The sequence below is a fragment of the Mesorhizobium sp. M1C.F.Ca.ET.210.01.1.1 genome (assembly GCF_004791585.1).
In the GTDB taxonomy this organism is placed as follows: domain Bacteria; phylum Pseudomonadota; class Alphaproteobacteria; order Rhizobiales; family Rhizobiaceae; genus Mesorhizobium.
This window is the reverse complement of the sequence record NZ_SRUU01000033.1, coordinates 21517-42708: the sequence shown is the minus strand read 5'-3', so window position 1 is coordinate 42708 and position 21192 is coordinate 21517. Positions and strand designations below refer to the sequence as shown.

At 64.5% G+C, this 21192-nt stretch carries 17 protein-coding genes and 1 riboswitch; of the genes, 12 read left to right on the top strand and 5 right to left on the bottom strand.

Translation table 11 applies throughout. From position 1 onward, the window contains the following. Positions 1 to 21: 21 nt before the first annotated feature. From EN853_RS27470 to EN853_RS27450, 5 genes are all read right to left on the bottom strand, one after another. Positions 22 to 1404 (bottom strand): MFS transporter, encoded by a 1383-nt coding sequence (locus tag EN853_RS27470; RefSeq protein WP_245517206.1) that lies wholly within the window; start codon positions 1402 to 1404, stop codon positions 22 to 24. A 186-nt stretch (positions 1405 to 1590) separates the two neighbouring features. Further along, positions 1591 to 2178, bottom strand: a complete 588-nt coding sequence (locus tag EN853_RS27465; protein WP_127861944.1) for a sarcosine oxidase subunit gamma — start codon at positions 2176 to 2178, stop codon at positions 1591 to 1593. Then, positions 2171 to 5164: a sarcosine oxidase subunit alpha gene (locus tag EN853_RS27460; protein ID WP_127861943.1), complete on the bottom strand. Its 2994-nt coding sequence runs from the start codon at positions 5162 to 5164 to the stop codon at positions 2171 to 2173. The genes EN853_RS27465 and EN853_RS27460 overlap by 8 nt, the downstream gene beginning before the upstream one ends. Further along, positions 5161 to 5454 carry a sarcosine oxidase subunit delta gene (locus EN853_RS27455; RefSeq protein WP_127861942.1) on the bottom strand — a complete coding sequence of 98 codons (294 nt, stop codon included), beginning with the start codon at positions 5452 to 5454 and terminating at the stop codon, positions 5161 to 5163. Before EN853_RS27455 ends, EN853_RS27460 begins: the two co-directional genes overlap by 4 nt. 13 nt (positions 5455 to 5467) lie before the next feature. Then, entirely contained in the window at positions 5468 to 6727 is a 1260-nt protein-coding gene (locus EN853_RS27450; protein ID WP_127861941.1) for a sarcosine oxidase subunit beta, read from the bottom strand. 204 nt (positions 6728 to 6931) lie between these two features. Between EN853_RS27450 and EN853_RS27445 the strand changes: the two genes are divergently transcribed. From EN853_RS27445 to thiS, 12 genes are all read left to right on the top strand, one after another. Next, a complete protein-coding gene (locus EN853_RS27445) occupies positions 6932 to 9421 on the top strand; it encodes a mechanosensitive ion channel family protein (RefSeq protein WP_127861940.1) in 2490 nt (829 codons plus the stop codon). A 156-nt stretch (positions 9422 to 9577) separates the two neighbouring features. Continuing rightward, positions 9578 to 9841, top strand: coding sequence for a hypothetical protein (locus EN853_RS27440; RefSeq protein WP_127861939.1), 264 nt, complete (start codon positions 9578 to 9580; stop codon positions 9839 to 9841). A gap of 199 nt (positions 9842 to 10040) precedes the next feature. Continuing rightward, on the top strand, positions 10041 to 11480 hold the full coding sequence (locus EN853_RS27435; protein ID WP_127861938.1) for a UbiA family prenyltransferase: 1440 nt from the start codon (positions 10041 to 10043) through the stop codon (positions 11478 to 11480). Beyond that, a complete protein-coding gene (locus EN853_RS27430; RefSeq protein ID WP_127861937.1) occupies positions 11477 to 12835 on the top strand; it encodes an FAD-binding oxidoreductase in 1359 nt (452 codons plus the stop codon). Before EN853_RS27435 ends, EN853_RS27430 begins: the two co-directional genes overlap by 4 nt. Before the next feature lie 122 nt (positions 12836 to 12957). Beyond that, positions 12958 to 13407 carry an EamA family transporter gene (locus EN853_RS27425; RefSeq protein WP_127861936.1) on the top strand — a complete coding sequence of 150 codons (450 nt, stop codon included), beginning with the start codon at positions 12958 to 12960 and terminating at the stop codon, positions 13405 to 13407. Then, positions 13404 to 14411 (top strand): NAD(P)-dependent oxidoreductase, encoded by a 1008-nt coding sequence (locus tag EN853_RS27420; protein ID WP_127861935.1) that lies wholly within the window; start codon positions 13404 to 13406, stop codon positions 14409 to 14411. Before EN853_RS27425 ends, EN853_RS27420 begins: the two co-directional genes overlap by 4 nt. 24 nt (positions 14412 to 14435) lie before the next feature. Continuing rightward, entirely contained in the window at positions 14436 to 15908 is a 1473-nt protein-coding gene (locus EN853_RS27415) for an aspartate aminotransferase family protein (protein ID WP_127861934.1), read from the top strand. An 8-nt stretch (positions 15909 to 15916) separates the two neighbouring features. Next, on the top strand, positions 15917 to 17152 hold the full coding sequence (locus tag EN853_RS27410; RefSeq protein WP_127861933.1) for a hypothetical protein: 1236 nt from the start codon (positions 15917 to 15919) through the stop codon (positions 17150 to 17152). Beyond that, a complete protein-coding gene (locus tag EN853_RS27405) occupies positions 17149 to 17901 on the top strand; it encodes an FkbM family methyltransferase (RefSeq protein ID WP_127861932.1) in 753 nt (250 codons plus the stop codon). The genes EN853_RS27410 and EN853_RS27405 overlap by 4 nt, the downstream gene beginning before the upstream one ends. Positions 17902 to 17989: 88 nt before the next feature. Next, positions 17990 to 18106: riboswitch (TPP riboswitch) on the top strand. Positions 18107 to 18210: 104 nt separating this feature from the next. Beyond that, complete coding sequence (gene thiC / locus EN853_RS27400; RefSeq protein ID WP_127861931.1) at positions 18211 to 20025, top strand: phosphomethylpyrimidine synthase ThiC; 1815 nt, start codon at positions 18211 to 18213, stop codon at positions 20023 to 20025. Further along, positions 20022 to 20996, top strand: a complete 975-nt coding sequence (gene thiO / locus EN853_RS27395; RefSeq protein ID WP_127861930.1) for a glycine oxidase ThiO — start codon at positions 20022 to 20024, stop codon at positions 20994 to 20996. Before thiC ends, thiO begins: the two co-directional genes overlap by 4 nt. After that, positions 20993 to 21190 (top strand): sulfur carrier protein ThiS, encoded by a 198-nt coding sequence (gene thiS / locus EN853_RS27390; RefSeq protein WP_127861929.1) that lies wholly within the window; start codon positions 20993 to 20995, stop codon positions 21188 to 21190. The genes thiO and thiS overlap by 4 nt, the downstream gene beginning before the upstream one ends. Positions 21191 to 21192 lie beyond the last annotated feature (2 nt).

The following is a 21192-nucleotide window of genomic DNA, read 5'->3' as shown; positions in this document are numbered from 1 at the left end:
CGCGGGCCGCAGTCCGATTTGTCAATCCGTGCCCGTATGCGCGCCATGGCCGCTGACATGGGCGCCGTCTTGGGGCGTCAGCCGCAGATAGGCCGACAGCGCGCAGAGCGTGATCAGGCCCTCGATGACGAACAGGATGCGGTAGTCGTTGATGCTGGCCTGGCCGCCGCTGGCAAGAAGCGAGAGCAGCGCGGCCGCCAGACCGACGCTGATCGCCACCGCCAACTGCCAGAGGATGTAATAGAGCGCGCTGAAGCGGGAAAGCTGCTCCGGCGCGATGTCCGAATATGAAAGATTGCCGGTCGACGCCCATTGGATCGAGCGGACAAGGCCGAAGACAAAGATGTAGGCAAGCACGATCCAGGTCGGCGTGCTTGCCTGCAGCAGGGCGAAGCCAGCGACCAGCAAGGCGGCGATCGGCGTGTTGGTGATCAACACCCGCCTGAAGCCGAAGCGGTTCAGGATGCGCGGCATGAAGAAGCGCATCAGCAGCGATCCGATTGCCGCGACGAAGGTCAGCGATCCCGCCTGCACCGCGCTCATGCCGAAGCCGAGCTGGAACATCAGCGGTAGCAGGAAGACAACGGAGCTCAGCCCTATCGTGTCCAGCCCGCCGCCGGTGAGGAATGAGATGCGGAAGGTGCGGATGCGCAGCAGGTTGAGGTCGAGCAGCGGATTGCGGGCGCGCAGGCAATAGAAGGCTGCCACCGTGAGGATCGCGATCGCCAGCCCCAGCTCCAAGGCGATGCTGCTGCCCGCGGCATCCCTCGCGGCGAGCGTATCCATGCCGAAGACGAGCAGCGCCATGCCGCTGCCGACCAGCAGGAAGCCTGGAAAGTCGAAGGGCGTGCGGACCGGCTTGGTGGTTGAGGGAAACAACGAAGCGGCAAACAGGGCCGCGATCAGCGCGATCGGGATGTTGATGTAGAAAATCCAGCGCCACGAGACGTATGTGGTGAGCGCGCCGCCGACCAGAGGCCCGACAAGCGGTCCCGATTGGCCGGCGAGCGAGATATACATATTGATCTTGAGCGTGCGGTCGCGCGGGAAGCTCGACAGGATGACGATCTGGCCCAGCGTGCCCATCAGCGCGCCGCCGAAGCCCTGCAGCGCACGAGGGCCGACCAGCGTCCAGATGTTCTCCGACAGGCCGCAGAGCGCCGAGGCGCTGGCGAAGACCAGCAGCGCAAAGCAATAGACGTTGCGCAGGCCGAAGCGGTCGGCCAACCAACCGCCGAGCGGCATCGAGATGATGAGGCTGGCGACATAGACCGTGATCAACAGGCCGAGCTGGCTCGGCGGGCGGGCGAGGCTTTCGCCGATACCGGGCAGTGCGGTCACCACGACGTTCTGGTCGAGGCTGGTCATGAACACGCCGCAGGCGACGGTGAACGGCAAAAACATGGATGCCTCGCCCGCCGTGGCAAAGCGGTTCGTGGCTGTCGCCGAAGTCTCTGCAGTCATGGAAGGAAATGGTCGAACTGGTTGCCTGAGCGGGCTCCGACAAGAGCCCATGATTCCCGTCTATCGTCTTCGATGGTCCGGCCTCAAGCAGCAGTTGTGGCCGTCGATAGTGCCAGGCGGCTGGCTCTAGTGCACCTCGTAGCCCACTTCCTCGCTGGCGTGGCAGAGCGCCTTCCAGAACGAGCGTGCGAAGGAGCGGAACACGTAGATATCGAACTGGTCGGCGCCGCTGCGCTGGATCTGGGCAAAGACATCGTGATGGTTGGTCGAGCGGCCGGCGCCCAGCGGGAAGGCCGGCAAGGCAAAGTCGATGGCGAAGAATTTGGCCATCACCCACTCGGCTTTCGGCCCGGCGATGCGGATCGCGGTGCGGCCATGCGAGAGATCGGTGACCGTGCCGATGTCCGGCGTGATGACGCCGGCGAACGCCGACGCCAGGCCTTCCGCCTCGTCGACCACGGTGAATTTCCCGGGCGCGAAGCCGAAAGCGGCGCGGCCGCCATTGCTTACACCGCCGCCCGCGCCGTCGGGCAAGGCGAGGCCGGTGACCTTGCGGATGGCGTCGATCAGCCGTTTCTCCTCGCCCGGCCATGCCGCGAGCTGCAGGATCGAGCCCGGCCGGGTCTCGGACAGGATGACGTCGACCCCATGTTCGAAATTGCCGTGCGAGCCCGGGTGATAAGCCGGCTCAAGCGGGGATTGGCGCTCAACCATGCATGCGGCTCCCGTCCGGATCGTAGAAATGGTTGGAGACGATCTCGATCGGCCCGAACCGGTTGCGCAGCGGGTCGGAGACAAAGGCGCGCGTGCCGTGCCGCGCCTTGCCGCCCTTGACCAGCGCAAGCGCTATGTATTTGCCGAGCGCTGGCGAATAGCAGCAGGCGGTGATATGGCCGATCGACCCGTGCGGATTGGCTTCGTCAAGTTCCTCGACGACATGCGCGCCGCCATTGAACGGCCGGTTGTCGAGCGAGACCAGCCCGACGAGCTGCAGCCGGTCCGAAGCGATCAGCCCTTCGCGGTCCATCATGGCCGAGCCGATGAAGGGTTTCTTCTTGGACAGCATCCAGTCGAGATGCAGGTCGCGCGCCGTGGTGCGGCCGTCGATCTCGGCGCCGGTGACATGGCCCTTCTCGATGCGCATCGTGCCGAGCGCCTCGAGCCCGTAAGTCACCAGGCCGAAAGGCTTGCCGGCCTCGATCAGAGCCTCCCAGACGCGTGTGCCGTAGCCGGCTCCGGAATAGACCTCGAAGGCCATTTCGCCGGAGAAGGAGAGCCGGCAGATCATCACCGGCACGCTGGCGATCTCACCGTGGACGATGCCCATGAAGGGAAGAGCGGCGTTGTCGACGGCCGTGCCCTTCACGCATGCGGCGAGGATCGCTCTGGCCTTCGGACCGCCGATCGCCGCGCCCGCCCATTCGTCGGTGACGGAGGTGACGGTGACCTTCAGCTCGGGCCAGATGACGTCGAGGAAATATTCCAGATGCTGCATCACCTTGCCGGCATTGGCGGTGGTGGTGGTCATCAGGAAGTCCTGCTCGCCGAGCCGCCAGGTGGTGCCGTCGTCGAAGGCAAGCCCGTCCTCGCGCAGCATCAGGCCGTAGCGGGCCTTGCCGACGGCCAAAGTGGAAAACATGTTGGTGTAGACGCGGTCGAGGAACTCCGCCGCATCCGGTCCCTGGACGGCGATCTTGCCGAGCGTCGAGACGTCGACGATACCGGCGCTCTCGCGCGTCGCCTTGGCCTCGCGCACATAGGCCTGCTCGACCGTCTCGCCGGCAAGGCCGTAGATCATCGGGCGGTACCAAAGGCCGGCCGAATACATGGTCGCGCCGTTTTCGATATGCCAGTCATGCATCGGCGTCAGCCGCTCGGGCTTCAGATCGCCGAAGCGCTCGGCCGCCAGTGAGCCGATCGATACCGCCGTGTAGGGCGGCCGGAAGCGCGTCGTGCCGACTTCCGGGATCGGCTTGCCGAGTGCTTCGGCCATGATGGCGAGGCCCGGCACGTTGGAGCTCTTGCCCTGGTCGGTCGCCATGCCGAGCGTGGTGTAGCGCTTAAGATGCTCGACCGAGACGAAGCCTTCGCGATGCGCGAGCCGCACGTCCTCGGCGGTCACGTCGTGCTGGAAGTCGACGAAGCTCTTGCCCTTGGCCTTGATCTCGAAGACCGGCGCCGGATCGGGGTCGCCAGGCACAGCCTCGACCACGGGCAGGGGCGCCAAGGACGCCGTTCCGCCGGCGGCCTGAAGGCCGGCCGCGCGGCCCTCGGCAATGGCTTCGGCGGTCGAGAAACTGCCGGTGAAGGCGCCGGCGCCGATCCAGCGCTGTGTCGGCTGCGGGGGCAGGAAAGCCTGCCTGCCTGGATCCCATTCAGCTCTCGCACCGGCCTGGCTGGCGAGATGAATGGTCGGCGACCAGCCACCCGACATAGCCAGGCAGTCGGCATGGATGCTGCGTTCGTCGCCGCTGAGCGCGCCGCTTGTCAAATCGAAGCGCTGCACTTTGAGGCCGGTGAGCGCCTTGCCGCCTTCGGTCGCGACCACCGCATGGCCGGCGAGCAGCTCGGCATCGGCCTCGCTGGCCAGCCTGCTCATCTCGCTCGACACGTCGCTGCGGACATCGACGATGGCGACGACAGCGGCGCCGGCCTTCTTCAGCGCAACGGCCGAGCGATAGGCGCTGTCATTGTTGGTGAAGACAACGGTGCGCTCGCCGGGCAGCACGGCATATTCATTGGCGTAGCGCTCGGCGGCGTGCGCCAGCATGACGCCCGGACGGTCATTGCCCGGAAACACCAGCGGGCGCTCGAAGGAGCCGGTGGCGAGAACCACTGTCCCGGCGCGGATCGCCCAATAGCGCTGGCGCGGCTCGCCCCTGGCCGCAACCTCCTTGTGGTCGGTCACTCGTTCGAGGGCGGCCAGCGTGTTGCCGTCGTAATAACCCCAGACCGTCGTGCGCGGCAGCAGGCGGACATTGTCATTGCCTTCGAGCTGGCCGACGAGGCGCCCAGCCCAGTCGGCGGCCGGCGCGTCGTCAATCGTCTCGCCCGACCAGTTGGCCGAGCCGCCGAAACGCGCCTCGAGCTCGGCCAAGATCACGCGCGCGCCCTGGTCTGCGGCAGCCTTGGCCGCCATCAAGCCGGCAGGGCCAGAACCCACCACCAGCACGTCGCAGAAGGCGTTCATGCGTTCGTAGCGCGAGGTATCGGGCGCTGTTCCGGCCCTGCCGAGGCCGGCGGCGCGGCGGATGAAATGCTCGCAGAACATCCAGAAGCGCGTGCCCTTCAGCGGACCGATCACCGGCCCCATGAAGGTCTTGTAGTAGAAGCCGGCCGACAGGACCTTGCCGCCGAGCTGGTTGAGCGCGCTGATGTCCCAGGCGAGCGAAGGCGAGCGATTCTGGCTGACGGCGACGAGCCCGTCATAAATCTCGACCATGGTGGCCGGGATGTTGGGCTCGCGGACGTCGCCGCGCAGCACCGTCACCAGTGCGTTCGGCTCCTCGACGCCGGCGGCGAGCAGGCCGCGCGGGCGGTGGTATTTGAACGAGCGGCCGAACAGCGTGACGCCGCTGGCGAGCAGCGCCGAAGCCAGCGTGTCGCCGGCATGGCCTGTATAGGGCGCGCCGTCGAAGGTGAAGCGGATGGTGCGCAGCCGGTCGATCCGGCCGCCGGTCTCGGTGCGGCGGGAGCTCACGGCTTGCCCTCCGTCCTGTGGCCCGCGGATTTGTGTCCGCCGCGGGCGAAGGCGGTGCTCAGGATCTCATGCGTGACAGTATTGCGCACGACCCTGAGATGTGCGCGGCAGCCGCCGGAATGCTGCCAGATCTCGTTGTGGTCGCCGGCCGGATTCAGCCGGTCGTAGACATAAGCATTCCAGGCATCGAGATCCTGCGAGACCGGTTGCGGTCGCTCGCGGTTGCCGTCGCCCTGGTAGGTGAATTCGATGACGTCGCGCGGGCCGCAATAGGGACAAGTGATCAGCATGGTATTTCAAACCCTAATGCAGCCGTGGCGTCGCGCCCTGGCCTTTGTCGTCGATGATCAGGCCGCGGTAGAAACGGTCGAGCGTGAAGGGCGCGTTGAACTCGTGCGGCTCGTCCTTGGCGATGGTCCAGGCGAAGCACCAGCCGGAGGCAGGCGTCGCCTTGAAGCCGCCGTAACACCAGCCGCAATTGAGATACATGCCGGGCAGCGGGCCGGTGGTGATGATCGGCGAGCCGTCCATCGTCATGTCGCAGAGACCACCCCAGGAGCGCAGCATGCGCACGCGCGCCAGGCCTGGGAACAGCGCCAGCATCTCGCTCATCACCTCGTCGACGATCGGCAGGCTGCCGCGCTGGGCATAGCTGTTGTAGCCGTCGAGGTCGCCGCCATAGACCAGGCCGCCCTTGTCGGACTGCGAGATGTAAAAGTGGCCCATGCCGAAGGTCAGGATCGTGTCGATGATCGGTTTCAGCGATTCCGAGACGAAGGCCTGCAGCACATGGCTCTCGATCGGCATCTTCTCGATGCCGGCCAACTGCATCACCCGGCCGGTGCTGCCGGCGACGGCGAGCGCCACCTTCTTGGCGCGGATCTCGCCACGCGTCGTCGACACGCCGGTGATGCGGTCGCCGTCGCGCAGGAAACCGGTGACTTCGCAATTCTCGATGATGTCGACGCCGCGCCGGTCGGCGCCGCGCGCATAGCCCCAGGCGACGGCATCGTGGCGGGCGCTGCCGGCGCGCCGCTGCATCAGCCCGCCAAGGACAGGAAAGCGCGCCGAGCCCGAGACGTCCAGCGCCGGGACAAGCCGCTTGATCTCACTAACGTTCATCAGCTCGGCATCGACGCCGAGATGGCGCATGGCGTTGCCGCGCCTTGCATAGTCGTCGAGCTGGGCCGGGGTGTGCGCCAGGTTCAGGCAGCCGCGCTGCGAGAACATGACATTGTAGTTGAGGTCGTGCGACAGGTTCTCCCACAGCTTCATCGAGTGTTCGTAGAAGCGGGTGTTGGAAGGCAAAAGATAGTTCGAGCGCACCGCGGTGGTGTTGCGCCCGACATTGCCCGAGCCCAGCCAGCCCTTCTCCAGCACCGCGACATTGGTGATACCATGCTCCTTGGCGAGATAGTAAGCGGTCGACAGCCCGTGTCCGCCGCCACCGATGACGATCACGTCATAGGATGCCTTCGGGTCCGGCTTGCGCCAGGCCGGCTTCCAGTCCTTGTTTCCGCTGAGCGCGTTCTTGAGTAGCGAGAAGGCTGAATATTCCGCCATTCTTCCCATCGTCCTGTTGGTGCGAGGCGGCAGACTATAGAGCAGGCGAGAAGCGCAAAGCCAAGATTACGCCATCGCTTTTCGACAGGCCGACTTCGATCCGCGGCACCGGCCCGATGATCGGAACGGCTTGCCGCCTGATATGCCGGTCTTTATCAAGGGCGGAATTTTCAAAGATTTCGGCCGCGAGTCGCCTGTCACGTCATGATTTTCCGACTGCTACGCCTGATCCTGGTCGCCCTTGTCGTTGTCGCGGCGCAGCCGTCGTTCGACGCCATGGCGCAGGCGATCGGCCAGGGCTCCGCGCAGCTCATCGCCGACCAGACCAAGGCCATAAAGGACCTGACGGCGAAGACCGACGGGCTGGAGAAGAAGGTAGGCGCCCCCGACCAGGACGATGCCGGCCTTGTCGACATCCGCTTGCAGCTTGAGGATATTTCGCGTGCCGCGCTGAACAGTGCGCTGATGTTCCGTACGCGCCTCAACGACATCAACGCTCGCATCGAGGTATTGGGGCCGCCGCCGGCTCAGGGGCAGCCGCCGGAGCCCGCGATCGTCACCAATGAACGCGCGGCGCTCACGGCCGAGAAGGCCGAGATCAATGCGGTTGTCGCCAGCGCGCAGAACCTGTCGATCCGCATCAGCGGGCTGGTCGACAAGATCGCCACCATGCGCAGCGAGCTTTTCCGCAGCGTTTTGACGAAACGCTACGAATTGACCGATGCGCTGAGCCCGCAGGCCTTTTCCGACGCGCACGATCAGTTCACCGGGCTCTACAAGGCGGTGACGTCCTGGCTCACCTTCGCGTTGAAGTTCAAGTTCCAGGCCATGCTTGCCGCGACGCTGATGGCGCTTGCGCTGGCGGCGGTGCTTCTGATCGGCGGCAGGCGCCTGTTCGGCCGCATCTTCGAGGCCGATCCTTCGGTCGAGGAGCCGTCCTATCTCAGCCGGCTTTCGGTGGCGTTCTGGTCGACGCTGCTGCCGACCGTGGCACTCGGCGCGTTCCTCGCCTCGACCGTGTTCTTCTTCAACTACTACAACGTGCTGCGCGGCGACATCGGCGAGTTCCTCAATGCGCTGCTCGCGGTCATCGCGGTGGTGTTCTGCGTCAACCGGCTGACCAACGCAGCGCTCGAGCCGCGGCTGCCGAACTGGCGGCTCATTCCGGTCGCAACCGGACCAGCGCGTTGGCTCGTGCGGCTGGCCACCGCCATGGCCGTCGTTCTCGGCTTCAACTACTTCCTGGCGGTCGTCAACGAGAAGATGGGTTCGCCGCTGTCGCTGACGATTGCCAGGAGCTTCGTCGCCACGATCGTCGTCGGCATCATCCTGATCCTGATGGGCGTGCTGAGGCCCTTCAGGGCAAAGGACGGTTCTTGGCGGCCGTGGCCGGCATGGCTTCGCTTCCTTGCTCTCGGGCTCGGCCTGTTCACCATCGCCGCGGCGCTACTCGGCTATATCGGTCTTGCGCTTTTCGTCTCGATCCAGGTCGTGGTCACCGGCACCACCCTGGTCACCGCCTATATCGGCTTCCTGTCGGCGCGGGCGATCGGCGAGGAGGGCGGTTTCGCCGACACTTCGATCGGGCGCTGGCTGTCGGCCAATTCCAGCTATGAGGACACCGCGCTCGACCAGCTCGGCCTTGTTGTCAGCATTGCCATCAACCTGATGATCGTGCTGGTGTTCCTGCCGCTGATCCTGTTGATGTGGGGCTTCCAGCCCGGCGACATCGAGGCCTGGGCCTACAAGCTGGCGACAGGCGTCACGATCGGCTCCGTCACCATCTCGTTCCTTGGCATCCTCACCGGCATCGTCGTCTTCGCCATCGGCTATTTCCTGACCCGCTGGTTCCAGGGCTGGCTCGACGGCTCGGTCATGGCGCGCGGCAAGGTCGATACCGGCGTGCGCAACTCGATCCGGCTGGCGGTGGGTTATGCCGGCGTCGCCCTCGCGGCACTCGTCGGGATATCGGCGGCGGGCATCGATCTTTCCAATCTGGCGCTGGTGGCCGGCGCGCTGTCGCTGGGTATCGGCTTCGGCCTGCAGAACGTCGTCTCGAACTTCGTCTCGGGCCTGATCCTGCTTGCCGAGCGTCCGTTCAAGGTCGGCGACTGGATCGTCGCCGGCGACATCAGCGGCACGGTCAGAAAGATCAGTGTGCGCGCGACCGAGATAGAGACGTTCCAGCGGCAGTCGGTGATCCTGCCGAACTCGAACCTCATCAATAACGCGGTCGGCAACTGGACGCACCGCAACAAGCTCGGCCGGGTCGATATCAGAGTGGGTGTCACCTATGGCAGCGACGTCAAGCGCGTACACGCCATCCTGCTCGACATTGCCCGCGCCCATCCGATGGTGCTCAAGAACCCCGAGCCCTTCGTGCTCTTCGCCAATTTCGGAGCAGCGGCGCTCGAATTCGAAATCCGCGTGTTCGTGGCGGACGTGATGAACGGCAGCATCGTCCAGAACGACATCCGCTTTGCGGTCCTCGATCTCTTCGACGACGAGCACATCGAGATCCCGTCGACGCCGCGCGCCGTGGTCGAGACCAAGAAGCACGAGTCGTGGCCGATCGACGACGACAAGATCGAAGCCGAATTTGCCGAGCGCGAGCGGCTGGAGGCGGAAGCCGAGGCTGAGCGACAGCGGCTCGCCAAGACGAAGCGCAAAGGCCGCAAGCCCGACCCAGGCTAGGCGTTACCTGGCCGTCAACCTGCCGCGGGAACCAATTGCGGCATGAATGCGGCATTCAGTTGCGGTTCAGCTTGCATCTCATATAAGCTCATCTGCAAAGGGCGAGAATGCCTTGCAAAATGCAACAGAGGCGGTGTGGAAACACCGGAAATTGCAATGTGGAAGTCTGTCGTTACCGCCATCGCTTTGCTGGCTCTGGGCGGTTCGGCTTTTGCCGCCAGCGCGGTCAACAAGGACGCCCAGACGCGGACGTTGATCGTGACCGAAGGCGGCGGCAAGACCGAGCTGGCGCTGGCCGCCGGCGAGACGGTGGAGTTCTGCCCGAATGGCTGCTTTGTCACCCTTCCCAATGGTGACCTCGAAGCGCTGACCGGCTCGGAAACGGTCGAGATCTCGGGTGGCGTTGCCCGCATCAAGTAAGATCTCCCTCGAATAGGATCGGCAAAGGCCGGGCATTGCCCGGCCTTTTATCGTTTCCGGTAGCCACTGTTAACGATGACGCCGGAAATACTGTCTGCACAGCGCGTTGCAACCGGACGTTTTAACGTTCGCTCCGCCATCTCCCGTTACATCCGTGCGAGGACGCCGACACGCGGCGCGGGGTGAGCAGGGCAGGACAATGGACGCGCGGTCGGACAGGAACGCAATTCCACTTGCGGTCGATCTCGACGGCACGCTGATTGCAACGGACCTTCTGTGGGAAGGCCTGTTCGTCCTGCTCAAGAAGAACCCGCTCTATCTTTTCCTGTTGCCGCTCTGGCTGGCCGGCGGACCGGCGCGGCTCAAGCAGGAAATCGCCGCACGCATCGATATCGATCCGGCTTCGCTGCCCTACCGGGTCGAATTGGTCGGGCGGCTCCGCGCCGAACATGAGGAAGGCCGCAAGATCGTTCTGGCGACAGGCACGCCGCGCAAGTTCGCCGAGGCGGTCGCCGCTCATCTTGGCATCTTCGACCGCGTGCTGGCGACCGACGGGCCGCACAATCTGACCTCGGACAGGAAGCGTGCCTCACTGGTCGCCGCCTATGGCGATGCCGGCTTCGACTATGCCGGCAACAGCCGCCACGACCTCAAGGTGTTCGACGCCGCGCGCCATGCCATCGTCGTGGCGCCGGACCGCAGCGCCCTGCGCTGGCAGGCGGCGCATGGCGCCGAGACCGTGCCTGCGCCGAAGCGCACGCCGAAGATCTACGTCAAGATGCTCAGGGTCCATCAGTGGCTCAAGAATTCGCTGATCGCAGTGCCGATGGTGCTGTCGCATGAGTATTTCAACATCGGCATGATCTGGCAGTGCGTCGTGGCGTTCGTTTCCTTCAGCGCCGTGGCGTCCGCCATCTACATCGTCAACGACTTCTTCGACCTCGCGCTCGACCGCAAGCATCCGACCAAGCGCAACCGGCCTTTCGCCAGCGGCGCGCTGTCGATCCCGTTCGGCCTCGGCGCCATCGCCGCGCTGCTTGCGATCGGCATCGCCGTCGGCTGCCTGCTGCCGATCGAGTTCCTCGGCGTGCTTGGCGGCTACATGCTCATCACGACAGCCTATTCGCTGTCCTTCAAGCGCATGCTGCTGGTCGACGTCTTGACGCTCGCCGGCCTCTATACGATCCGCGTGCTGGCGGGTGCGGCGGCCACCGGGGTCGATGTCTCCTTCTGGCTGCTTGCCTTCTCGATCTTCTTCTTCCTGTCGCTGGCGTTGGTGAAGCGCTTTGTCGAACTGCGTACCACCGACATTCCGCCGGGCGAGCGCATTGCCGGCCGCGGCTACCGCACCGAGGACCAGGAGATCGTCGCCCAGGCGGGCATGGCCTCGGCCTTTTCCTCGGCGCTGGTGCTGGCGCTCTATATGGACAGCGTCGCGGTGCGCGAGCTCTATCCGCATCCGTGGGTGATGTGGCCCTTGGCGCCGATCGTGCTCTACCTCACCATGCGCGTCTGGATTCTCGCGCGGCGCGACGAGATGCATGACGATCCGGTCGTCTTCATCATCCGCGACTGGCGCAGCCAGATCGTCGTCGCCATCGGCGCGGCGCTTCTGGTGGCGGGAGGCTGGGGCTGGTGAGGGCGGGCGGCGAACGCTTCGGCAGCTTCGGGCTGGCGACGCCTGCGGCGCGCCAGGCGATCCCAGCCGACGATGCCATCGCGCTGTTGAAGAGCGGCGCGGCCAAGCCGGACTCGTTCATCGGCTACGGCAATGGCCGTTCCTATGGCGACAGCTGCCAGAACGACGCCGGCGCGGTGGTCGACATGCGGCCGCTGAACCGTATCCGTTCCTTCAATGCCGAGACCGGCGTGGTCGAAGCTGATGCCGGGGTGCTGCTTTGCGACATCATTGCCCACGCCGCGCCTTACGGCTTCTTTCCGGCCGTGGTCCCAGGCACGCAGTTGGTGACGCTCGGCGGCGCCATCGCCAATGATGTCCATGGCAAGAACCACCACCGGCGCGGCACTTTCGGCTGCCACGTCGAATCCTTTACCTTGCTGCGGTCCGACGGCCGGACCTATCGCTGCTCCGACGCCGGCAATGCCCGTCTGTACAAGGCAACGATCGGCGGCATGGGGCTGACCGGGCTGATCCTGTCGGCGTCGATCCGGCTGATGCGCGTGCCCTCGCTCGACATCGTCGAGAAGGCGACCCGGTTTCGCGATCTCGGCGAGTTCTTCGATCTTGCCGAGGCAGCCGATCAGGCCAATGAATATGCCGTTGCCTGGATCGATCAGCTTGCCGGGGGCCACGGGCGAGGCCGCGGCCTGCTGTTCACCGGCAACCACGCCGAGCACGGCTCGCATGCCGCCGCGCGGGCGGGCGGCCGGCTCTCGGTGCCCGTGCAGCCGCCCTTCAACGTGCTCAACCGGCCGTTCCTGACCGCCTTCAACGCCGCCTATCGGTGGAAGAAGGGACGCTCCCCGGACCCGCGCCGGGCGGGCCACCAGAGTTTCTTCTTTCCGCTCGACGGCGTTCGCGACTGGAACCGGCTCTATGGGCCGCGCGGGCTTTTCCAGCACCAGAGCGTCGTGCCGGAGACCGTGGCACGGCGCGCCGTGCCGGCCATGCTCGAAGCGGCGCGGCGGGCCGGGCAGGGCTCTTTTCTGACGGTGCTGAAACGCTTTGGCGACGTGCGTTCGCCGGCGCTGCTGTCGTTCCCGCGGCCCGGCTACACGCTGACGCTGGATTTCCCCAACAGGGGCGAGAAGACGCTGAAGCTGCTCATGGATCTCGACCGCATCACGGTCGAGGCCGGCGGAGCCGTCAACCCCTACAAGGATGCCCGCATGGGTCCCGAAACCTTCGCGGCGTCGTTCCCGGAGTGGCAGCGGCTGGAAGCAGTTCGCGACCCAGCCTTCCTGTCGAGCTTCTGGGCGCGGACAGCGAAAAAACTCGATGCAAGGCGCGATGCTGCGGAGGCGGCAGAATAGATCGAATTTGAGTAATTCTTGGTAAATGAAGCGTCAATATCGAGATTTACTCAAAATAGGCATATGATTTCACGAAATATTTGCAGGTCTGTAATAGGACCGCTCAAGGGCGGGTGGCAACAATGAAATACATAGTCTTCATTCTCTTCACGGTCATGACCAACGCCGCCGCGCAGCTGATGCTGAAGCAGGGCATGATGTCGATGGGGCCGATCTCGTTCGAAGGCGTCAACCCGCTCGTCAAGCTGCTGCAGATCGTCTTCAGCCCCTGGGTTTTCCTCGGTCTGTGCACCTTCGTCATCTCGATGGCCTCGCATCTCTACGTGCTGTCGAAGGTCGAGCTCAGCTTCGCCTATCCGTTCCTCAGCCTCGCCTATGTCGCGGTCGCGGTCTTTGCCTATTTCGTCTTCCGCGAGGACCTCAATGGCTGGCGTATCGCCGGCATCGCCTGCATCTGCGTCGGCACCGTGCTGATCGCACAAAGCGGCCGCGATCTGAGTGGCCGCGGGCACGAGGATCAAACCGCTTCCATCATTTCCGACAAGATCGGCACAAACGAGATCGTTCGATGAGACATGTGATTTTCGGCGGCGACGGTTTCGTCGGCCGTCATCTTGCGCCTAAACTTGCCGCCGATGGCCATGAGGTCGTCGTCGCCGACATCGTCAAGAGCGACCTGCCGCATTACCGCTCGATGCGTTTTGTCACTTGCGACGTTACCGATCCAGCCTCGGTCGCGGCAGTAGGCCTCAAGGCCGACGACATGGTCTACAATTTGTCGGCCAAGATGCTGTCGCCGATCCAGGTACGCGCCAAGCGGCACGACTTCTTCTTCCCGGTGAATTTTCGCGGCGCCGAGCACGTCATCCAGGCGATGGACAAGGCCGGTGCCTCGAAGCTGGTTCACTACACGACCGACATGATCTACGGCCATACGGTGGTGCTGCCGATGACCGAGGATCATCCCGTCGCGCCGCTCGGCGAGTACGGCCTGTCGAAGCTCAGGACCGAGGAACTCGCCGCCGAATGGCGCAAGCGCGGCATGTCGATCTCGCTGTTCAGGCCGCGCCTGATCATCGGACCCGGACGCCTCGGCATCCTGGAAAAACTCTTCAAGCTGATCGACTGGAACCTGCCGGTGCCGATGATCGGCTCGGGCAGGAATCCTTACCAGTTCATCTCGGTGTTCGATTGTGCGGAAGCCGCCCGCGCGGCCTGGAAAGCCGGCGTGCCGAACGAGGCCTATAATCTGGGCTCCCTCAATCCGCCGCCGGTCAGGAAATTGCTCGGCGACCTGATCCGCCATGCCGGCTCGAAGTCGATCCTGCTGCCGACCCCGGGCTGGGCGGTCAAGCGCACGCTCGACCTGCTCGACCTCATCAACATGCCGATCATGGATCCGGAGCAGTATCTGATCGCCGACGAGGAGTGCGTGCTCGACGTGTCCAAGGCCGAGCGCCAACTCGGCTGGGTGCCGCAATATCGCGACGAGGACATGCTGATCGCCGCCTACAGCGAATACCGCGCCAGGAAGGACGGCCATGCCGTCGCCACCGAACACGTTCCTGCCGAATAAGGCGACGAAGGGGAGATTTTCGAGATGACCGTCATGGCCAAGCCGGAACATACGGGCACGCGCGCGCTGGTCGACGCGCCGGCGCTGTCGCCCGCCACGATCGCCAAGCCCGATCTGATCAGCGTCGAGCAGGCCAAGGCGATGGACGTCGCCCGCATCACCGACCTGTTCAAGGCGCATCTCAATCCGGGCCAGCTGCATTTCATGAAGCTGCTCGGCTTCCACAAGGTCAAGATCGAGCGTGCCGAGGGCATGTTCTACGTCGATCATAACGGCCGCAAGATTCTCGACTTCTTCGGCGGCTTCGGCTCGCTCGCTTTCGGTCACAACCACCCGCGCATCCTGGAAGCGCGCAAGAAATTCCAGGAAGAGAAGCGCCAGGAGATCGCCATCGCCTTCATGTCGCAATATGCGGCCGCCCTTGCGCACAACATCGCCAACTGCTCGCCCGGCGATCTCGACATAGTGTTCCTCGGCTCGTCGGGCTCGGAAGCCATGGAAGCGGCGGTGAAGCTCGCCGAGCGTGCGGCGGGTCCGAAACGACCAAAGGTCGTCTATGCCGAGAATTCCTTCCACGGCAAGACAAAGGGCGTGCTGGCGATTACCGACGGCCAGCTCTATCGCGCAGACTTCAAGGTGGCCGACAATGTCGTGCGCGTTCCCTTTGCCGACATCGACGCGGTCGAGCGTTTGTTCAAGCGCGATCCAGAGATCGGCGTCATTGTGCTCGAAACCATCCAGGGCGGCGGCGGCATCATCCAGGCAGAGGCGCAATACTGGCAGAAGCTGCGCGCGCTTTGCGACCAATACGGCGTGCTGTGGGTTGCTGACGAAGTGCAGTGCGGCTATGGCCGCTCGGGCCGCTTCTATGCCTTCGAGCATTATGGCGTGGTGCCGGATGTGACGGCGCTCGCCAAGTCGCTCGGCGGCGGCAAGGCCGCGGTCGGCGCCATGATCGCCAAGCGCGATGTCTTCATGAAGGCCTATGGCACGCCGAAGACGGCGATGATCCATGCCATGGCGACTTTCGGCGGCATGGGCGAAGCCTGCGTGACCGCGATCGAGGCGCTGAATGTGCTCTATGACGAGGGCCTGATCGACAATGCCGCCTCGACCGGCGATTACCTTCTTCAGCGGCTGCAGGCGCTCAAGGAAAAATATCCGAAGATTGTCAAGGACGTGCGCGGCAAAGGTTTCATGATCGGGCTCGAATTCCACGATTTCTCGCAGACTCTGCCGATGGTGCTGCGCCCCGTGGTGAGCGTGCTCGACGACAAGCTGAAGGGCTCGCTGTCCGGCTTCGTCGGCTCGCTGCTTCTGCGCGACTACGACGTGCTCGTCGCCTTCACCGAATACAACCGCAACGTTATCCGGCTCGAGCCGCCGCTGATCTGCCAGCGCGAGCATATCGATCGCTTCGTCGATGCTTTCGACAGCCTTTTGTCGCGCGGCATCGTGGCGATCGTGAAGGATTTCGTCAAAAGCCAGGTCCGCTGAGGCAGACGATGCTGACCAGGCCGCCAGCCGCTCCCGCCAATCCGCTCGACCGGCTGACCGGCGCCGGCCTTGCCTGGAGCGAGGGGGTTTACGCGCGCTGGGCCGCGCCGATCGGCGCTACCGCCTTCTCGCTCTACGTCCTGCTCACCGCTTTTACGGCCTGGTTCATGCCCGACGCCAATTGGGACATGCTGCCTTATCTGGCGATTGCGGAGGAGGGCGCCTATCCAGATCCGCAGGCGCTGCATGACTATGCCTACAGCACGGTGAAAGCCGGCGTGACGGCCGGCGACTACAAGACGCTGACCGACGATGGCGGCGGCTTCCGCAGCCACATGACGGAGAATGCCGCCGACTTCCATTCGCTGCTCGGCATGTACCGCATCAAGTTCCTCTACGCCGAGATCCTGTCCAGCCTCAGCCCCGTCGTGTCGCCCGTCGAGGCGATGCGGCTGGTGCAGGTATTCTCGGTGCTTATGTTCGGCGCGATCACGCTCACCTGGCTGCGCGCGGAAGGGGCACTGGCGCTGGCGCCCGTCGTCGGCGCCGTCCTGATCATGGCCGATTTCGGCGACGCCGCGCGGGCTTCGACGCCTGACCTGTTGTGCTCGGCGCTGTTCCTGGGCGGGCTCTTCGCCTATGTGCGGGGACGAGAGGCCGCGACGGCGATTCTGCTTTTCCTCGCCTTCATGGCGCGGCCCGACAACATCGTCTTCCTTGCCATCTTCGCCGCGCTGCTCGTCGCATTCCGGCAGAAGGCATGGGGTGCGCTGGCCGGCTTTGCCGGCTCCTTCGTCGCCTATTTCGCCATCTCGCATTGGGCGCAGCATCCCGGCTGGTGGCCGCATCTGTGGTTCTCCAGCATCGAGCAGCATTACAATATGGAAGGTTTCGAGCCGCCGTTCTCGGCGGCGGCCTATCTCAAGGCCTTCGTCGCCTCGGTCGTGCGCGCCATCAACGTCAACAGCTGGGTCGGCGTCTCGGTGCTGGCTTTAGCCGGATGGTTTGGGCTCGACCGCGCCGGCTTCCGGCTCGACCGCCGCGCCGGCATCCTGCTTGCGGCGCTCGTGCTCGGCGTGCTTGCCAAGTTCACGGTCTTCCCGATCCACGATACCCGCATCTATTTCCCCAACCTTCTGCCGCCCTTCCTGCTGCTGGCCGCGCCGCTGATGGCGCTCTGGGCATCGGCGAGCCAGGGCCGGCATCGCGCCGCGCTGCAAGTTGTTGTCGGAGACAAGTCATGAGCTCGGTTTCCAGCCTCGCACGCGTCCTGCTGTCGCTGGGCCTTCCGGCCGGTCTGCTCGACCGAGGCCCGGCGCTGCATGGCACGAAGTTTCTTGCCAAGGCGGCGCTCAAGGCACGCTTTGGCAGCAGGCCGTTCCAGATGGTCAATGTCGGCGCCTGCGACGGCGCGCTGTTCGACGACGTCACGCCTTGGCTGCACCGCATTCCGGGTGCCCGCGCCATGCTGGTCGAGCCGATTCCGTATAACCAGAAACGCCTGCGCGCCAACTATCCCGATACGAGCCGCTTCATCATCGAGCCGGTGGCGGTGACTAGGACAAAGGGCACCATCACCGTCCATACCTTCGATGCGGCAGCGCTCGAGGCCGGCACGCTGCCGATCGAGTTCATCGGCTGCTCGTCGGTCACAGACACCAATCTGATGTCGGGCAAGAATGCCTGGGGCGAGGCCGACGCCAACTTCAACAAGTTCGCGCCGCATCTGAAGGACATCGAGGTGCCGTCGGAGACGCTGCAGACGCTGCTCGACCGCAACGGCATCGGCTATATCGACGCTTTCCTGGTCGACTGCGAGGGTGCCGACTGGATGGTGTTCGACCAGCTCGACCTTGAGCGCTACCGTCCCGGGATGATCAAGATCGAGGTCGGCGCTCTGCCGGCCGCCGAGATCGGACAGGTCGTGGTCAAGCTGAAGACCGCCGGCTATCAGGTCGGCTTGCAGGCGGAGGACATCTGGGCCTTCGCCTGACTTTCGCCGTCGACCTACGCTCCACGGTCGCTGTCGGCGCAACGGAGTCGACGCGCTTGACAAGACGGCGGCGCCTCGTTCAACTTGAGCCATTCACCAGGGGAGTCCCGGCAAGGGGCTGAGATACTGCTGGCTTTCGCGGCGCAGTGACCCGTTGAACCTGATCCAGTTCATACTGGCGTAGGGACGGTGCAAGCGCTTTGCGGGACTCCATGCCCGAAGACCTGTTCGCACAGGTGGACCAAGGCGGCTTTTCATCCTTCCGGCACAGAACTGGGTCTCCAATGCAGATGAGCAAAGGAGCCTCAAATGAATGCCTTGACCCCCACCGTTTCGACGGGACCGCTGCCCGCCTCGCGGAAGATCCACAAGTCCGGCGTCCTCCATCCGCAGGTCAGGGTGCCGATGCGCGAGATCGCCCTCCACCCGACCGCCGGTGAGCCGCCGGTGACGGTCTATGATCCGTCAGGCCCCTATACCGACCCCGCGATCGAAACGAACATCGAAAAGGGACTTGCACGGCTTCGCCAGGACTGGATCGCGGTGCGCGCCGATGTCGAAGCCTATGACGGCCGCCACGTCAGGCCCGAGGACAACGGATTTGCGACGGGCGAACGGCTGACGCCGGAATTTCCTGTGCGCAACCGCCCGCTGCGGGCGAAGGCCGGCAAGGCGGTGACGCAACTTGCCTATGCGCGCGCCGGGATCATCACGCCCGAGATGGAGTTCGTGGCCATACGTGAGAACCTTGGCCGCGAGATGCTGCGGGGCAGCCTGCAACAGGATGGGGAAGCGTTCGGAGCGTCGATACCGGATTTCGTCACGCCGGAATTCGTCCGCGACGAGGTGGCGCGCGGCCGCGCGATCATCCCCGCGAACATCAACCATCCCGAGAGCGAGCCGATGATCATCGGCCGCAACTTCCTGGTGAAGATCAACGCCAACATCGGCAATTCCGCTGTCACCTCCTCAATGGCTGAGGAGGTCGAAAAAATGGTCTGGGCGATCCGCTGGGGTGCCGACACGGTCATGGACCTGTCGACCGGCCGCAACATCCACAACATCCGCGAATGGATCGTGCGCAACTCGCCGGTGCCGATCGGCACGGTGCCGCTCTACCAGGCGCTGGAGAAGGTGGGCGGCATTGCCGAGGATCTGAGCTGGGAGGTTTATCGCGACACGCTGATCGAGCAGGCGGAGCAGGGCGTCGATTATTTCACCATCCACGCCGGCGTGCGGCTGCACTACATCCCGCTGACCGTCGACCGGGTCACGGGCATCGTTTCGCGCGGCGGGTCGATCATGGCCAAATGGTGCCTGCACCATCACCGGGAGAGTTTCCTTTACGAGCATTTCGAGGAAATCTGCGACATCGCCAGAGCCTATGACGTCTCCTTCTCACTCGGCGACGGCCTTCGCCCCGGCTCGATCGCCGATGCGAACGACAAAGCGCAATTCGCCGAACTGGAGACGCTTGGCGAACTGACCAAGATTGCCTGGGCAAAGGACTGCCAGGTGATGATCGAGGGGCCCGGCCATGTTCCCATGCACAAGATCAAGCAGAATATGGACAAGCAGCTTGCCGTCTGCGGCGAGGCGCCGTTTTACACCCTCGGGCCGCTGACGACGGACATCGCCCCAGGCTACGACCACATCACGTCCGGCATCGGCGCCGCCATGATCGGCTGGTTCGGCACGGCCATGCTCTGTTATGTGACGCCGAAGGAACATCTCGGCCTGCCGGACCGCAACGACGTCAAGACCGGCGTCATCACCTATAAGATCGCCGCGCATGCCGCAGACCTTGCCAAAGGCCATCCGGCGGCGAAGATCCGCGACGACGCGCTGTCGCGGGCGCGCTTCGAGTTCCGCTGGCAAGATCAGTTCAACCTTTCGCTCGATCCGGAAACGGCGCGCTCGTTCCACGACGAAACCTTGCCCAAGGAGGCGCACAAGGTGGCGCATTTCTGCTCCATGTGCGGGCCGAAATTCTGCTCCATGCGCATCTCCCACGACATCCGCGCCGAAGCGCAGAAAGAGGGGATGGCGGCGATGGCGAAGAAATATCGCGCCGGTGGCGATCTTTATATGCCGATCGACGCCAATTCGGCCGAGCTGTCATGAACGTACTGGTCAAGGGGGCCGGCGTCGCCGGCCTCACCGCAGCTTATGAACTCGCCTGCCGCGGCGCGGCAGTCACCGTCGCCGAGGTCCGGTCTCACCTCGGCGGCAATGCGTCATGGGCCGCAGGCGGCATGCTGGCGCCATGGTGCGAGCGCGAGAGCGCCGAGCAGCCGGTGCTGGATCTCGGACGCGGCGCCGCCGATTGGTGGGATGCCGCTTTGCCCGGCCAGGTGGCGCGGGCGGGAACGCTCGTCGTCGCGCCGCCGCGCGATGTGAGCGAGCTCGATCGCTTTGCCAGCCGCACTTCGGGCCATCGCTGGCTTGGCGAGGAGGACATCGCTGAGCTGGAGCCGGACCTTGCCGGTCGTTTCAGGCGCGGGCTGTTCTTCCCCGACGAAGCGCATCTCGACCCGCGCCGGGCAATGGCTGCGCTTCATGACAAGCTGGTCGCGATGGGTGTCCTCTTCCGTTTCGCAACCGACGGCGAAGGGCTTCCAGGCTTCAACTACGAGGTCGACTGCCGGGGGATCGCGGCGAACGACGCGGCCCTGCGCGGCGTTCGCGGCGAAATGCTGATCCTGCGTACGCCGGATATCTCGCTGTCTCGCCCCGTCCGGCTGCTGCATCCGCGCTTTCCGCTCTACATCGTGCCGCGCGTCGACCATCATTTCATGGCCGGTGCAACGATGATCGAGAGCCAGGATGGCAGCCCGGTCACTGTCCGTTCCATGATGGAACTGGCCGGCGCCGCCTGCGCGCTCCATCCGGCTTTCGGCGAGGCGGCGATTGTCGAGATGAGCGCCGGTGTCCGTCCAGCCTTTGCCGACAATTTGCCAAGCGTCGAAACGCTCGGCAACGGGGTCGCGATCAACGGGCTTTATCGCCATGGTTTCCTACTCGCCCCCGCCATGGCGCGGCGGGCGGCCCACATCCTGTTCAATCCCGACAAAGGCGTGGGAGCATGCGCATGAAACTGATCGTCAACGGAGAAGCGCTCGACAGTGCCGCCGCAACGCTGGCGGTGCTGCTTGCCGAGCTTGACTATGAAGGAGATTGGCTGGCGACGGCCGTCAACAGCGATGTCGTACACAAAGCCAACCGGGCTGAATTTCGATTGAGCGACGGCGATCGGATCGAAATCCTTTCGCCCATGCAGGGAGGCTAGCC